This is a genomic window from Nocardia sp. NPDC051570 (genome assembly GCF_044454005.1).
Lineage (GTDB): Bacteria > Actinomycetota > Actinomycetes > Mycobacteriales > Mycobacteriaceae > Nocardia.
The window spans coordinates 207,847-223,058 of sequence record NZ_JBITDI010000004.1 but is presented as its reverse complement, the minus strand read 5'-3'; the positions used below and the strand labels follow the sequence as shown (position 1 = coordinate 223,058).

The 15,212-nt window shown below is 66.3% G+C and carries 11 protein-coding genes and 1 tRNA gene; 6 read left to right on the top strand and 6 right to left on the bottom strand.

Translation table 11 applies throughout. From position 1 onward, the window contains the following. Positions 1 to 95 precede the first annotated feature (95 nt). Positions 96 to 704, bottom strand: a complete 609-nt coding sequence (locus tag ACIA76_RS11205) for a helix-turn-helix domain-containing protein (protein WP_397151114.1) — start codon at positions 702 to 704, stop codon at positions 96 to 98. A 138-nt stretch (positions 705 to 842) separates the two neighbouring features. Here ACIA76_RS11205 and ACIA76_RS11200 point away from each other — a divergent pair, with 138 nt between their 5' ends. Next, positions 843 to 1,952: an aryl-sulfate sulfotransferase gene (locus tag ACIA76_RS11200; RefSeq protein ID WP_397151112.1), complete on the top strand. Its 1,110-nt coding sequence runs from the start codon at positions 843 to 845 to the stop codon at positions 1,950 to 1,952. 52 nt (positions 1,953 to 2,004) lie between these two features. Here ACIA76_RS11200 and ACIA76_RS11195 read toward each other — a convergent pair whose 3' ends face one another. The 3 genes from ACIA76_RS11195 to ACIA76_RS11185 form a co-directional block, all read right to left on the bottom strand. Beyond that, positions 2,005 to 3,348 (bottom strand): ABC1 kinase family protein, encoded by a 1,344-nt coding sequence (locus tag ACIA76_RS11195; protein ID WP_397151918.1) that lies wholly within the window; start codon positions 3,346 to 3,348, stop codon positions 2,005 to 2,007. A 74-nt stretch (positions 3,349 to 3,422) separates the two neighbouring features. Beyond that, positions 3,423 to 4,325, bottom strand: coding sequence for a hypothetical protein (locus ACIA76_RS11190; protein ID WP_397151110.1), 903 nt, complete (start codon positions 4,323 to 4,325; stop codon positions 3,423 to 3,425). A gap of 465 nt (positions 4,326 to 4,790) precedes the next feature. Next, entirely contained in the window at positions 4,791 to 6,191 is a 1,401-nt protein-coding gene (locus ACIA76_RS11185; RefSeq protein WP_397151108.1) for a zinc-dependent metalloprotease, read from the bottom strand. A gap of 50 nt (positions 6,192 to 6,241) precedes the next feature. On the opposite strand from ACIA76_RS11185, the gene ACIA76_RS11180 reads away from it, so the two are divergent. Continuing rightward, positions 6,242 to 7,267: a PDZ domain-containing protein gene (locus ACIA76_RS11180; protein ID WP_397151105.1), complete on the top strand. Its 1,026-nt coding sequence runs from the start codon at positions 6,242 to 6,244 to the stop codon at positions 7,265 to 7,267. 6 nt (positions 7,268 to 7,273) lie between these two features. Here the strand turns inward: ACIA76_RS11180 and ACIA76_RS11175 are convergent, their stop codons facing one another. Then, positions 7,274 to 7,870 (bottom strand): PPA1309 family protein, encoded by a 597-nt coding sequence (locus ACIA76_RS11175; RefSeq protein WP_397151103.1) that lies wholly within the window; start codon positions 7,868 to 7,870, stop codon positions 7,274 to 7,276. 123 nt (positions 7,871 to 7,993) lie between these two features. Between ACIA76_RS11175 and ACIA76_RS11170 the strand changes: the two genes are divergently transcribed. After that, entirely contained in the window at positions 7,994 to 11,008 is a 3,015-nt protein-coding gene (locus ACIA76_RS11170; protein WP_397151101.1) for a UPF0182 family protein, read from the top strand. Positions 11,009 to 11,095: 87 nt separating this feature from the next. On the opposite strand, the gene ACIA76_RS11165 is transcribed toward ACIA76_RS11170, so the two are convergent. Continuing rightward, the gene (locus ACIA76_RS11165; RefSeq protein ID WP_397151099.1) at positions 11,096 to 11,644 is read right to left on the bottom strand and encodes a transglycosylase family protein; all 549 of its coding nucleotides are present in this window, start codon (positions 11,642 to 11,644) and stop codon (positions 11,096 to 11,098) included. Positions 11,645 to 12,357: 713 nt separating this feature from the next. On the opposite strand from ACIA76_RS11165, the gene ACIA76_RS11160 reads away from it, so the two are divergent. The 3 genes from ACIA76_RS11160 (at position 12,358) to ACIA76_RS11150 (ending at position 15,206) form a co-directional block, all read left to right on the top strand. Beyond that, positions 12,358 to 12,431: transfer RNA gene (locus tag ACIA76_RS11160), tRNA-Met, on the top strand. 583 nt (positions 12,432 to 13,014) lie between these two features. Then, positions 13,015 to 13,572, top strand: coding sequence for an EF-hand domain-containing protein (locus ACIA76_RS11155; protein WP_397151097.1), 558 nt, complete (start codon positions 13,015 to 13,017; stop codon positions 13,570 to 13,572). A gap of 116 nt (positions 13,573 to 13,688) precedes the next feature. Then, the gene (locus tag ACIA76_RS11150; RefSeq protein WP_397151095.1) at positions 13,689 to 15,206 is read left to right on the top strand and encodes a PfaD family polyunsaturated fatty acid/polyketide biosynthesis protein; all 1,518 of its coding nucleotides are present in this window, start codon (positions 13,689 to 13,691) and stop codon (positions 15,204 to 15,206) included. Positions 15,207 to 15,212 lie beyond the last annotated feature (6 nt).

Genomic DNA, 15,212 nt, shown 5'->3' with positions numbered 1-15,212 from the left:
AGGAGTTCTCACCCGGGCGCCGGTGGCGGCGGGACGGCCTCGCGTGGCGCTGGACGGCCTGCGCGCCGCCCGGCGAATGACCGGAGCCCCGGGCCTCAGCGGCGGCGGTGGGGTGGGTGGCGCACGATCAGGCCGTCGGCGACGGCCAGCAGCAGGGTCACGGTGTCGTGGGTGTGGGCCCACCAGCGATGCCGGACCCCGGCCGTGCAGTAGTACGTATCGCCGGTGGACAGTTCGATTTCCGTGCCGTCGGCGATCAGGGTGATCGTGCCGCGGACCACGTAGATCAATTCATCGTTCTCATGGGTGAATTCGCGCCCGCCTCGGCCGGTGCCGCCGGTGAACTCCAGGGCACGCAGGTCGCGGCGGCCGTGGATCAGGGCGCGGACCGAACCGTCGTCGCCCGGCTCCGCTTGGGCGAGAACGGGATCGGCACCCGCGCGGACCACCGGTTCGTCGGGGGTGGGGTCGGCGGCGCCCAGTAGTTCGGTGGCGGTGGTGCCCAGGGCGTCGGCGATGCGTTGCAGCGAGCGCAGACTGGTGTTGGTCCGGCCGTTCTCGAATTGGCTCAGGAACGAGGGGGACAGATCCGTGCGCTCGGCCAGCTGGGCGAGCGTCAGTCGTGCCGCGAGCCGCCGATTGTGCACGACATCGGCCAGGCTGAGTCGGCGTGCCTCGTCGGTGACCACCTTGTCCGCGTGCACAGATTCACCTCTCGACGTTTCGCCTCATTGTCGGTGCTGCACCGACGTAGCCCAGTTTTTACCTCACGATGATCGCAAGTATTCAACGATCCCGTGCAGTACTGAATATTCAGTAAAACTGGATTTTCAGGAGAGACAGTGGAACAGAACACGCTGAAACGCCGCGGAACGGGACTGATCGGGCTGGATTCGGAACTGTCGTGGCCGGGATACACGCTCTACGCGCCGCTGGCCGGGAACGGCATCGTGGACCTGGTCGACCCGAGGGGCGATCTCGCGCACCGCTGGACCCTGCCGTATCGCCCCGGCCGCCATGCCCGGCTGCTCCCCGACGGGCGGCTGGCCTACAACGGCGCGACGCTGGCGATCGAGGCCCCTTTCGCCATGTGGCGCAAGTACAGCGGTGGTTCGATGGCCACCTACGATCCGAACGGCGTGCCGCTCACCGAGTTTCGCGACGACTACCAGCATCACGACGCGCACCACTACGACGACGGCCGCATCCTCTACACCGCGGTGGAGCCGCTGACCGGCGCGGCCGCGCGCCGCATCGAGGGCGGCGTGCCCGATACCGAGGCCGACGGTGTCGTCTGGGCCGATGTCATCCGCGAGGTGGCCGCCGACGGCACGCGGCTGTGGGAATGGCGGGCCGTCGACCATCTCGATCCCGCCGAATTCGGTCTGCAGCCACACTATTGGCGCGAGCACTGGCCGCTGATCAACAGCGTCCACCCGCTCGACGAGCACACGGTGGTGGCCAGCCTGCGCAGCGTCTCGGCGGTGATCACGATCGATCGGCGCACCGGTGCGTATTCGACCCTGGCGGATCGGACCGTCGTGGCCCAGCAACACCATGCGACGCCGCTGGGCGACAACCGGATCCTCGTCTTCGACAACGGCACCTTCCGTACCGGCGAATCGGTCACTTTCAGCCGCATCGTCGAAATCGATATGCGCACAGGAGAACTCGGCTGGGTCTACCAGGACTCGCCACGCGAGGCCTTCTTCACCCCGTTCATGGGCGGCGCGCAGCGGCTGCCCAATGGCAACACCCTGATCACCGAGGCCGCCTTCGGCCGCATCTTCGAGGTGACGGCCCAGGGCCGCATCTGCTGGGAATACGTGGTCCCCTCGTTCACCACCTACCCGGATCCCGGCACCGCCGAGGTGTTCCCGAGCCTGTCGAACGCGATCTTCCGTGCCTATCGCTATACGGCACAGGAGATCCCGTGGCTGGAGTCGCTGTGATCGCCCGGAGTCCGCACACGGGCGATGCCGACACCGCCGCTATGGCGAGAACTCAACTGGCGCTTCGGTATTCGGCGTAGCCGGGTACCCAGTCGTGCATCAGCCGCATGAACGGGACCTCGGCGTCGAGCTGGGCGCAGATGCCGAGGGAACCCATCAGTACTCGGAACACCATGGCGTGTTCGGGCGGCAGCTGCAGCGACCATGAGGTCTTCATCTCCGGGCTGCCGATATCGGTGGCCTTACCCGCCACGCGCTGCATCCACTTGCGGGTGAAGTGGAACGTCTCGGTGCGGATGGGATCGGCGAACGGCCGCAGGAAATCGGCGATCTCCCGATGCGTGATGGATTTGCCCGGCAGGACGAAACCGTTGTCGTACATCAGGACGGTCAGTTCCTCGTACCGATCCTCGACCGCCAGCGCCACCATCCGGCCGAGGATCGGCGGGAAGCCGTCGGGCAGCGGTGCGCACGCGCCGTAGTCGATGACCGCGAGTCGGCCGTCGGACAGCATCATGAAGTTGCCCGGATGCGGATCGCCGTGCAGCAGCCCGGCCATCTCCGGTGCGGAGAAGTGGAATTCGGCCATCCGCTCGGCCGTCCGGTCGCGCAGCTCGCGGGTGCCGTCGGGATCGGCGTTGCCCTGGGTGATGATCGCCGAGACCGGGGTGGCGTCGACCCATTCGGTCACGATCACCTTGGGCGCGCTGGCCACCACCTTCGGGACCACGAAGCGCGGATGCCCGTCGTAGCCCTTGGCGAAGGCGCGCTGATTGCTCGCCTCGATGCGGTAGTCGAGTTCCTCCTCCATGCGCTCGGTGATCTCGGCCAGCACCGGCTTCACATCGGCGGCCTGCAGCAGGTTCGCGACCAGGCCGGACACCCGGTTCAGCGTCTTCAAATCCGCGCGCAACGCCTCGTCCGCGCCCGGATACTGCACCTTTACCGCGACCGCGCGCCCATCCGACCAGATCGCCCGGTGCACCTGGCCGATGCTGGCCGAGGCGGCGGGGGTGTCGTCGAATTCCAGAAACCGCTGCCGCCAGCCCGTGCCGAGCTGCTGATCGAGTACCCGGTGCACGGTCGCCGCAGGCATCGGCGGCGCGGCGGCCTGCAGTTTGGTCAGCGCCTCGCGGTAGTGCTCGCCGAACTGTTCGGGCACCGCGGCCTCCATGACTGATAGCGCCTGCCCGAATTTCATTGCGCCGCCCTTGAGTTCACCCAGCACGGTGAACAGCTGCTCGGCCGCCTTCTGGTTCAGCTGGGCGTTGATCTCGTTCTTATCGCCCCCGGCGAGTTTGCGGCCGAATCCCACGGCGGCACGGCCGGCGATGCCCAGCGGGATCTTGGCCAGCTTGGCATTACGGGACGAGCTGCGGCGCACAATGTCGGACACGTACCCATCATGGCGGACGTACCGCGCGGTGCGCCATGAGAATCGGGTGAACCAGACCGTCGCGGATGGGAGTGTCATCGGTCACACTCCTGCGGCGCCTTGTTCTCGGTGGCCGGGTCCTCGGCGTCCTGACACAGCGTGCGGCAGGCGCAGGCGGCGTGCGCGGTCCAGTGGCGGCGGTCGATGCGATGGGTATCCGGATCCAATTCCAAGGTGGTGTCGAGCGTCTCGGGCGGGCGGGCGGTATCGCCGGCGAGGATGAGTTCGAGGTCGCGCAGGACCAGGGCGGTCGTCGCGGCCACGGTCGCGGGGGAGGCGTGGCCGACCCGGCCGAGCAGCTGACCCGCCAGATGCGGCCAATCGGCGTCGCGATCGCGGCGCAGCAGATCGGCGCAGCGCAGACAGCTGGTGCCGCCGGGCAGCACCAGCGGGCCGACGATGCCGCGTCCGTCCCGGATGCGGACCTGCAGATGCGGGATTCGTTGCAGCACCAGATCGTTCACCAGATGTGGTTCGGGCACCTGAGCGTCGGCGAGGATTACCAGATCCGACGACCGGGCCGCGGCCTTGGCCGCCGGATCGGGATCACGGGAGCGGGTGGGCCGCAGGCCCAGCGTGCGCGCGCCCGTCGCGATCGCCTCCGACAGCGGTCCGCGCCCGTGCACATGCACCGCCCGCACCCGGGTGGCCCGGGGCCAGGGTGACAGCAGCAGCCCCGCCCGGTCCAGCGCCGCGAGCAAAGCCAGTGCCTCGGTGGCGGGGATGCCGACCCGGCCCGCCTGCCAGACGATCTGCGGATGGCTGCGCTCGCCGTCGAGCAGGCGCAGAAAACCCAGTACGGCATCGGGACTCGCGCCCGGTGGCCGCAGCACCATCGCGCGTTCGGGATCCCAACCCAACTGCACCTCTCCCGACGGGCGCCGCAGCACCGCCAGGCGTGGATGCAACATCGGCCCGCAGGGGCGAAATGTGGTCATGCGGGCAAGTATTGCGCCCGCGCCCTGCCTCACCGCCGCCGAAAGGCCTGGTTATCCACAGGAAATGTGCTCATCCACAGGGCATCTCATGAGGACATGGGGTTGTCCGGGCCCCGCTCGGGACCGCCTTCCGGACCGCCTGCGCGACGCCTCCGAACGCGCGCCGAAGAGAATCCCCAGTTTCGTCCACAGTGTTCAGAACCCGAAATCCGATGAGGGAAACAAACTTTCGTCCCCGTTCGAACCCTGACCGAAACTACCAGCAATGCGCGACAATCCGGACGAATCACGCGCCATGAACTTCTGGTAATCCAGACCGGTTGGTCCGGGTCGCCGGTGAACGAGATCTGCGCCCGAATGCGCGTGCCGTCCACGGGATTCAGCTCGATACGCTGCGCAGCCCAGTATCAGCACGCTTCCACGGTCGCGAAGCCCGCGGCGACACATACCGCTTACCCGCGAGGATCAGGCCTGTGCGCTGCCCTCGTCGCCGGGCTCATCGCCCGTGCGGCCCTCGCGCTCGCGCCGCTCGCGAGCCTCGGTCTCGGCCAGCTGCGCCAGCGGATCGTCGAAAACGGCTGTGCCGCCCCCGATCACGCCGTCGATGAAGCCCGCCGGATTATCCAGATCCTCGGAGCTGGGCAGCAGATCCGGATGCGCCCACACCGCGTCGCGGGCCTCGAGCCCGGCATCGGTGGTGAGGCGACGCCACAGCGTGGCCGCCTCGCGCAGCTTGCGCGGGCGCAGTTCCAGGCCGACCAGCGTCGCGAAGGTCTGTTCGGCCGGACCGCCGGTCGCGCGGCGGCGGCGCAGCGTCTCGGCCAGCGCGCCCGCTCCGGGCAGCCGGTCGCCGACGGCATCGGTCACCACGACCTCGACCCAGCCCTCGATCAGTGCGAGCAGGGTCTCGAGGCGTTCCAGCGCGGCCTTCTGTTCCGGTGTGGTCTGGGGCTCGAAGGTGCCCTGCGACAGCAGTTCCTCGAGCTTGGACGGATCGGTCAGCGACATCGGATCGATGTTCTGCGCGGCCTGCTCGATCGCGGAGAAGTCCATGCGGATGCCGCGGGCGTAGTCCTCGACCGCGCCCAGCACCTGGTGGCGCAGCCACGGCACATGCCCGAACAGACGCTGGTGGGCGGCCTCGCGCGCGGCCAGATACACCAGGATCTCGCTCTCGGGCCGTTCCAGGCCCTTGCTGAATTCGGTGATCGCCGCGGGCAGCAGCGCCGCGGTCCCGGCCGGGCCCAGCGGCAGGCCGATATCGGTGGAGGTCAGCACCTCCTGGGCCAGCTGGCCCAGGGCCTGGCCCAGCTGTGAGCCGAAGGCCAGGCCGCCCATCTGGCCCAGCATGCCGATCATCGGGGCTGCGAAGTCCTTGGCCTCGTCCGGCAGCGTGGTCGTCCACATGCCCGAAACCTGTTCGGCGACCGGATCGCACAGCCGCTTCCAGGTGGGCAGCGTCTCCTCGATCCAGTCGTTGGCCGTCCAGGCCACCGTCTTCGTCGCGCCCGCGGGCAGCGTGGTCGCCGCGTCGAGCCATAGTTCGGCCAGATGCGCGGCGTCGGTGACCGCGCGCTGCGCGCCCGAGGTGAGCGGGGTGACGGTCGAACCGAGCTGCTGGCGGGCCAGCCGCTTGGCGATGTCGTAGTTCACCGGGCCCGACTGCGAGCCGGGCTGGCCCATACTGCTGAACATCTGGCCCAGCGACGTCAGCATCTGCCCGAGTTGGGACGGATCGAATCCCGCGCCCGACCCGCCGATCGGGAACCCGAACGGGTTGTTCGCACCCGAACCGGACGGATCGTCCCGCTTGTTGCGGTCGTCATCGTCGTCGCGGTTCGAGAATCCGAAGGGCACGTCGCTCATACCCCAAACCTTACGCGGGTGCCACCGCAGCAACCGCTACTGTTGGCCGGGTGAACCGCCGGATCATGACTCTGTTGGCCGCCCTCGTCCCGGTGCTCGTGCTCGGTGTCGTGGGCAGTGCCGTGACGGTCCCATTCGTCGCACTCGGCCCTGGTCCGACGTTCAATACGCTCGGTGAGGTCGAGGGTAAACAGGTCGTCGACGTCCAGGGCGCACCGGTGGATCCGACCTCCGGCAACCTCAACATGACGACGGTGTCCGTTCGCGACGGGCTGAATATCTTCGAGGCGTTCGGGTTGTGGGCCGACGGGAACTATGGGCTGCGGCCGCGCTCGGAGGTGTACCCGCCCGGAGTGCCGCGTGAACAGGTCGACAAGTCCAATCAACAGGACTTCAAGGACTCCGAGGACAACGCTGAGCTGGCGGCGCTGCACTATCTGAAGTACCCCACGACGGTGAAACTGCGCACAGTCACTCCCGACGGACCGGCCAAGGATCAGCTGCGCGCCGGCGACGAACTCGTCTCGGTGGCAGGTAAACCCGTCACCACATCCTCCGACTTCATCGCCTCGGTGCAGGCCGATAAGCCCGACGAGGTCGTGCCGTTCGTTATCCGGCGCGACGGCGCCGAGCAGACCGTCCAGGTGAAACTCGGTGCGCGCCCGGAGGATGCGACCAAGGGCTATCTCGGCGTGACGCCGCAGGAGATCCCGGTCGGCCCGATCAAGGTGACCTTCAATCTGGCCGATATCGGCGGCCCGTCCGCGGGCCTGATGTTCAGCCTGGCCCTGATCGACAAGCTGTCGAGCGGAAATCTCAACGGCGGCAGATTCATCGCGGGCACCGGCACCATCGACCCCGACGGCAAGGTCGGCCCGATCGGCGGCATCCAATACAAGATGATCGCCGCGCGCGAGGCCGGCGCCGAGACCTTCCTGGTCCCCGCCGACAACTGCAACGAGGCCAAGGAGCGCACCCCGGCGGGCCTGAAGCTGGTCAAGATCGACACCCTGACCACCGCGGTGCACTCCCTGGAGGCCATCACCGCAGGCAAGGACACCCCTACCTGCGGTTAGCCGGAGCTACTGGTCGGGCTCGTTCTCGAGGGTGTTGCGCAGCGCCTCGACCAGGTTGGGGGCGAGGTTGGGCGCGGTGCGCAGGTCGATACCGCCGAAGGGGTCGGCCTCATCCTCGTCGGGGCGGATCTGCAACAGGCACAACGAGACACCGTCTCGCAATACGCCCGCGTACAGCCGTGCGTCGCGCCGGCCCGGATGGGTGACGGCGGCGTCGCGGGCCGCGGCATCGGCGGCGTCGCGGTCGGCCAGTAGCGGGGCGATGGCGTCGTCGAGGGTCTGCTCGGCATCGGGCGGCAGCACCACGATCTGCTGAACCAGTACGCAGCCCCGCACCGCGGGGGGCCAGCTGGTGGTGGCCAGGAATTCGTCGAGCGCCGGCGAGCCGCCGCCGATGTCCTCCGGAAACGGTTCCTGTGCAATCGGAGTCAGTTCGGCGCCATCGTCGAGTTCGTCCTGCAGGGTCGGCTCGGCCGCCACCAGATCCACGGTCGGAACCAGGGCGAACATCTGCGGCGGGCGATCCCACCCCTCCGCGTCGGCGAACTCCGCCACATCACGAATGCAGCGGTAGAGGGCGGAGGCGGGGTTGTCCAGAGTCACGCGCGCAGAGTCTAGGAGATGACGCGAACCGGCCAGTGCGGTCCCCGCCGTTCCCGTTTACGTAAAGTGGGGCGCGAACGGTCCGCAGGGATCATCCGCAATTCGAATTGGGAGTGTGGCACCGTGGGCATGCGCCCCCCGACAGGCTTACCTTCGCTGTCCCGCCGCAGCCGAGTGCTGCTGGTGACGGCCCTTGTCATCGCGGCACTGCTGCTGATCGGGCCCAGGCTGACCGACGCGTACACCAATTGGCTGTGGTTCGGGGAGGTCGGCTTCCGCCGCGTCTACGCCACCGTGTTGTTCACCCGGATCCTGCTGTTCCTGGTGGTGGCCGTGGTGGTCGGCGCCCTGATCTGGCTGTCGCTGCTGGCGGCCTATCGCTCGCGGCCGGTGTTCATCCCGGTCTCCGGGCCCAACGATCCGATCGCGCGCTATCGGACCACGGTCATGGGGCGGCTGCGGCTGTTCGGGATCGGAATTCCGGCGCTGGTCGGCGTGCTGTCGGGTCTGGTGGCGCAATCGAGCTGGGTGACGGTGCAGCTGTTCCTGCACGGCGGCTCCTTCAATATCAAGGATCCGCAGTTCCATCTGGACGTCGGCTTCTACGCCTTCGATCTGCCGTTCTACAAGATGCTGCTGAATTGGCTGTTCGTCGCCGTGGTCATCGCCTTCTTCGCGAATCTGGTGGCGCACTACATCTTCGGTGGGCTGCGGCTGTCGGGCCGCGAGGGCAATCTGACCCGCCCGGCCCGCATCCAGCTCGCCGTGATCGCGGGACTGTTCGTCCTGCTCAAGGCGATCGCGTACTGGTTCGATCGGTATTCACTGCTGTCGAGCACGCGTGAGGAGCCGACCTTCACCGGCGGTTCCTATACCGATATCAATGCGGTGCTGCCCGCCAAGCTGATCCTGATGTCGATCGCGATCATCTGCGCGATCGCCTTCTTCGCCGGAATCGTGCTGCGGGATCTGCGGGTTCCGGCGATGGCGGCGGCGCTGCTGGTGCTGTCGTCGATTCTGGTGGGCGCGGTGTGGCCGCTGATCGTCGAGCAGTTCGAGGTGCGCCCGAACGCGGCGACCAAGGAGTCGGCCTATATCGAGCGCAATATGGAGGCCACCCGGAAGGCGTACGGGCTCACCGATGTCCAGTACATCGATTACAAGGGCGGCAATGCCGGCGGTAACGCCGCCGATCTCTCCCCGGCCGATCAGCAGACCATCCGCAATCTGCGGCTGCTGGATCCGAATCTGCTGACCCAGACGTTCATCCAGCGTCAGCAGCTGCAGAACTTCTACGGCTTCCCCGATCCGCTGGACATCGACCGCTACTTGGTCAACGGCGAGACCCAGGACTACATCGTCGCCGCGCGCGAGCTCGTGCCGCAGAACCTGTCCGGTAACCAGACCAACTGGATCAACAAGCACACCGTCTACACCCACGGCGACGGCTTCGTCGCCTCCCCGGCCAACCGCGTCAACGTCGCGCCGCCCAAGGAGACCGATAAGGCCGCCTCGGCGTCCGGCGCTGCGGCCAACAGCAATTCGGCGGGCGGTTACGGCTATCCGGTCTTCAACATCGGTGATCAGCAGACCGTCAGCGATCTGTTCACGCCGAAGGATAAGCAGGCCATCAAGGTTGATCAGCCGCGCATCTACTTCGGCGAGATGATCTCCAAATCCGATGCCGACTACGCGATCGTCGGCGGCAACAGCCAGCCCGCGCGCGAATACGACACGCCCACCGATCAGTTCACCTACAACGGCAAGGGTGGCGTGTCGATCGGCAACTGGTTCAACCGGCTCGCCTTCGCCGCCAAGTACGCCGAGCGCAACATCCTGTTCTCCGGTGCGATCGGCTCGGATTCCAAGCTCATCTTCAATCGCAATCCGCGCGACCGGGTGCAGCAGGTGGCGCCGTGGCTGACCGCCGACGGCAATGTCTATCCGGCGGTGGTGAACGGCAGGATCCAGTGGATCGTGGACGCCTACACCACGCTCGACAACTACCCCTACGCCCAGCACAGCTCGCTGGACGGCCTGGTCGCCGACAGCATCGACCAGAACACCAACCGGATGCTGCCGCGCAAGGAGGTCAGCTACATCCGCAACTCGGTCAAGGCGACCGTCGACGCCTATGACGGCACCGTGACCCTCTACGAGGCGGATCCGTCCGATCCGGTGCTCAAGGCGTGGGAGGGCGTGTTCCCGAATGCGGTCAAGCCGCAGAGCGCGATCACCCCGGAGCTGCGGGCGCACTTCCGCTATCCCGAGGATCTGTTCAAGGTGCAGCGGGAGATGCTGGCCAAGTACCACGTCAACGATTCGCGAGAGTTCTTCACCAACAACGCCTTCTGGTCGGTGCCCAGCGATCCGACCTCGGATACGCCGACCAACGCCAATCAGCCGCCGTACTACGTGCTGATCGGCGATCCGAAGACCGGTAAGGCGTCGTTCAAGCTGACCAGCGCGATGGTCGGCTACAAGCGCCAGTTCCTGGCGGCCTATATCTCGGTCGGCTCGGATCCGGACAACTACGGCAAGTTCACGGTGCTACAGCTGCCGACGGATTCGCAGACACCGGGTCCACAGCAGGTGCAGACATCGATGACCACCGATGCGCGAGTCTCCAACGAGCGCACGACATTGACCGGTGGCAATACAAACAAGATCAAATATGGGAATCTGCTGACGCTGCCGATCGGACAGGGCGGCATCCTCTATGTCGAACCCTGGTACCTGGAACGCAACGCCGGACCGAACACCGCATCGTTCCCGCAGCTGGTGCGCGTATTGGCCAGCTACGGCGACAAGGTCGGCTATCAGCCCACCCTCGGCGACGCGCTGAACGATGTCTGGGACGGGCTCGGCAGTTCGGCGACCCAGCAGCCGGGTCAGGCGGCGATCAATCCGCCGGGCCAGAACAGTACGAATCCGCCACCGGCGAATCCGGGGAACGTCCCGCCGCCGGTGCTCCCGCCCCCGGCCGGATCGTCCGGTCGGGACGCGGCGGTCAGATCGCTCAACGATGCGCTGAAGAGCGTGCAGGACGCGCAGCACTCCGGTGATCTCGGTCAGCTGGGTAAGGCGCTGGAGAACCTGCAGAAGGCGATCGACGATTACAACAAGGCGGGCGGATAGCCTTCCGAACACGAACGGCGCTGCCATCTTTCACGATGGCAGCGCCGTTCGGTTCCGCGCCTGATATGTCGTCCTGCGCGGGAGCTACTACCGGCCCAGCGAGTCGATGATGCCGCTGTTCTGCTGCACCAGCTGCTGGAACTGATCGCCGAAGCCGAACTGCTTGGCGACCTGGTCGGCGGTGGCCTTGGCCTGGTCGATCAGAGCCTGCCGGTCGGTGGGAGCCGGAGCCGGGGCGGCCTGGACGGGCTCGGGGGCGGGCGCGGGCTGGGAGTCCGCGACATCGTCGGAAGACGCACCCCAGCGCAGGTATCGACCGCATACCGGCCAGGCGCCGGCGCCCTGGGTGTTGAGCACGTTCTCCGCGACGCGGATCTGCTCCTCCTTGCTCGCGTTGGCGGGGCTGCCGCTGCCACCGTTGGCGCGCCAGGTGCTCTGCGTGAACTGCAGACCACCCTCGTAGCCGTTACCGGTGTTGATGTGCCAGTCACCGCCGCTCTCGCATTGAGCGACGCCATCCCAGTCGTGGGCGGCGGCGGAGGCGGTGCTGGACAAGGCGAACGGGACGGCAACAAGAGCACCGGTGACGGCGACGAGGCCGAGGGTGCGACTGCTGAACTTCCGGTTCTGGTTCATGGTGGTTTCCCTCCCTGCGCCCACCGACACGCCGGCGTCTCGCCGAAGCGAGCCTCCCGTCGTGGCCCTGACCTCGAAAGGTCCGGTTCCAACGTCCGGTTTCCCGTCGTGACCCTGTCCCCAGGAGGTCGGGGTTATCCGAACCGCGGGACAGGGTCGCCGGAGTGCAGCAGTTCGGATCGGATGCCCATCACGGTTTGATCCGGGCCGAGACAGACCATAACGAATCAATCTCAACAGATCACGTCTTGATAACAGAGAGAATTGCATGAAACGAATAACTGCCGAAACCGCGTTGATGCAGGTTGGCTATGCTGAATTTCGATAATCCGAACGGTCTGTTATGCACCCGTGATGTGTTCTATATCACTCCGGGATAGTGATATGTATCACGTTTTATGCCACTTGCGCTGGCGACGCGCGCATGTATCGCGCGGATTTCCGGCTCCGCGCCCACGTGACCAGCGCCGACGTACCCGCCCACCCCCGCGGGTGGCGTGTCGCGCCCCGCGCGCGGCCGCCCTGCCCGCCGACCCGACTGCCCCGGTCCCTTAGCCCGCACTAAAGGTGACTCTCGTCACAAACCCCCCTGCAACTCTGGGTTCACCCCGCCTTCATGATCATCCCTGAACCCCTCCCGCGAACCCGAAAACCGGGACTGAGCAGCCGATTTGGTATTCCCCCGAACCCGTGTGTAATGTTGTGTTCACCGACGCGGGGTGGAGCAGCTCGGTAGCTCGCTGGGCTCATAACCCAGAGGTCGCAGGTTCAAATCCTGTCCCCGCTACTAGGGAAAACGGCCCCGGAACTATTGGTTCCGGGGCCGTTTCTATTTGTCTCAGCATCATTCGCGAATCTAAGTTTCTTGCGCGCGGTGGCGTCCACGATGCGTGGTGATGTCCCGCGCCAGGAAGTGCCCGGCTGGTGCGTGGCGGCCGACCGCGCGCAGCCCAGGTTCCGCTCAGCGTCCGATGATCTCGATCAGGTGCTCGTGAACGACGATCGAGGCGTAACGATCGCATCGCGTGCCAGGGGTGCACATCAGGTGTCCCCGTAGGAATCGCGGACCACTTGGTTTATCGCCGTGCGGATCTGGTGGATTTGGTCGTCGGTTCTGCGATCAGGGTGATTGTCGGTGAGAGTGTACCGGGCCGGCGCGGATTCATGGCTGGATTCGTATGCGCGAAATAGTCTGTCGTAGTGAGGGTTTCGCCGTACGGGGTGACGTAGACTGGGATGCGGTGGACTCATCGACGCATCCGCTGGTTCCGCTCGTCGCCTCTGGGTGTGGTGTGCGGGGCTGGTAATCGACCATGAACATCGCGTCTGGTTGTTCCGTTCGCGGTGGGCGAAATCCAAGGGGTTGGACGATGACTGAAACGCTTGGTGATCTGCGCAACCGGAAGTTGGCGAAGCTGTTCGAGATTTTGGATTCGAATGGTGATGGCGTTGTGTCGCTGGATGATTTCGAGGAGTTCGGCGGGCGTGTGGCGACGGTCGCCGGTCAGCGGGATGCGGCCAAGATCGCCGAGATGAAGAATACGCTGAAGATGATTTGGGACGAGTTCGAGTCGGGCGCCGATGGGGATAACGACCGGCGCGTGACCGAGCAGGAGTTCATCGGGTCGCTCCTGACCCCGCAGGCAACCGATCCGGCCAAGTTCATCCAGTTCGTCGGGTTGACTTGCAATCTCTTGTTCGGCATTGCCGATACCGACGGCGACGGCCGAATCAGCGAGGCGGAACATATGCTCGTCGGGCGGGAAGTCATGCGCTTGAGCGATACCGAGACGGCGGAATCGTTCGACAAACTCGACTTCTGGAAGAGGGGCTATCTGACGATGGATCAGTATGTCGTGGCGTACACCGAGTTTCTCACCAGCTCATCATCCGATTCGAACGGGAATTGGCTGCTGGGGAAGTATTGAGTTTCCCAGGCGATACCTCGGTGCGGACTTCGGTCGATCGATCCAATTCTGCCACACCGGTTTTCGCGGGCGAACGGTTGGCTGGTCTGGCGGCTGACGTCCGGCAACGTCTTCACTTGATCGAGCGCGACACCGATGGGTTGCGAGGTGTGGTGGCCGGAGAGAGTGATCCTGCCGGACTCGGTGCTGGATACACGAGTATCGGCATTCTGCCGGAGATGTTTCCCGAATGGCTGGGGGATCGGTCGTTCGGCGAAACCCACGGCGTCCGATTCCCCTATGTCGCAGGTGAAATGGCGTTCGGCATCTCGACCACCCGGCTGGTCATCGCGATGGCCCGCGCGGGAATGCTCGGTTTCTTCGGGGCCGGCGGGGTCGACGTCGTGGCGCTCGACCGCGCGCTGGGAGAGTTGTCCCGGGTGCTCGGCGGCAGGCGGAATTGGGGTGTGAATCTGATTCACACCCCCCGCGGTGTTCCCGACGAAGACCGGGTCGCCGATATGCTGCTGGCTCGGCGAGTGCCCTGTATCTCGTTGTCCGCCTTCTCCGATGTGACCGCCGCGGTTGTCCGGTGCGCCGTATCGGGACTGCGGCAGGATCGAACCGGCGCGATCGTGCGTCCGATTGCCCTGTTCGCCAAGGTGTCTCGGCCCGACGTCGCCGAGCGGTTCATGTCCCCGCCGCCTGCCGCGCTGGTCCGGGTGCTGGTCGAGCGTGGCCTGCTCACCGAGCAGGAGGCGGCGCTCGCGGCCCGGGTGCCGGTGGCGGAGGACATCACCGTCGAGGCGGACAGCGCCGGACATACCGACAATCAGCCGTTGCTGGCGGTACTGCCGGCTGTCTTGGCGGCCCGGAAGGCATTGTGGCGCTCCGGCAATGGGAATGGGGCGGCACGTTCGATCAGGATCGGCGCGGCGGGCGGCCTCGGTGACCCGGCCGCGGTCGCGGCGGCGTTCGCCCTGGGGGCGGCCTATGTACTCACGGGTTCGGTGAATCAGATGTCTGTCGAGGCCGGTGTGTCCGATCGGGCCAAGGCGATGCTGGCCGGGGCGGATATCTCGGACGTCGCGATGGCGCCGTCGCCGGGCATGTTCGAGAAAGGTGTCCGGACACAGGTGTTGCGCCGCGGCACACTGTTCTCGGTGCGCGCCGCGCAGCTGTATCGCGCGTATCGCGCGCACCATTCGCTGGACGATATTCCCGACGGTGAGCGCGCACGCCTGGAAGGCGAGGTCTTCGGTGTGTCCCTGGATCAGGTGTGGCGAGAAACGCAAACACATTGGCGCCATCGTGATCCGGTGACCGCGGACCGCGCACACTCCGATCCGAAGCTCAGGATGGAGCTGGTATTCCGCTGGTACATGTCCCAGTCGGTGCGGTGGGCCGTATCCGGCGCGCCCGATCGGGTCGCGGACTATCAGTTGTGGTGCGGTCCGGCCGCGGGCAGTTTCAACCGGTGGACGACGGGCTCTTTCCTCGCCGATCCCGCGGAGCGCGGTGTCGTGCAGATCGCACTGAATCTGATGGAGGGTGCGGCCGTGCTGACCCGGGCGCACCAGTTGCGCAGTTTCGGTATTGCGCTGCCGGATACGGCATGCGAGTACGTTCCACGCCGCTTGCGGCTGTCATCGTAATTCCGG

What these genes read in the sequence shown, in the direction of transcription:
- ACIA76_RS11155 (WP_397151097.1), top strand. Translation starts at nt 13,015, where the DNA reads ATGACTGAAACGCTTGGTGATCTGCGCAACCGGAAGTTGGCGAAGCTG.
- ACIA76_RS11165 (WP_397151099.1), bottom strand. Translation starts at nt 11,644, where the DNA reads ATGAACCAGAACCGGAAGTTCAGCAGTCGCACCCTCGGCCTCGTCGCC.
- ACIA76_RS11185 (WP_397151108.1), bottom strand. Translation starts at nt 6,191, where the DNA reads ATGAGCGACGTGCCCTTCGGATTCTCGAACCGCGACGACGATGACGAC.
- ACIA76_RS11190 (WP_397151110.1), bottom strand. Translation starts at nt 4,325, where the DNA reads ATGACCACATTTCGCCCCTGCGGGCCGATGTTGCATCCACGCCTGGCG.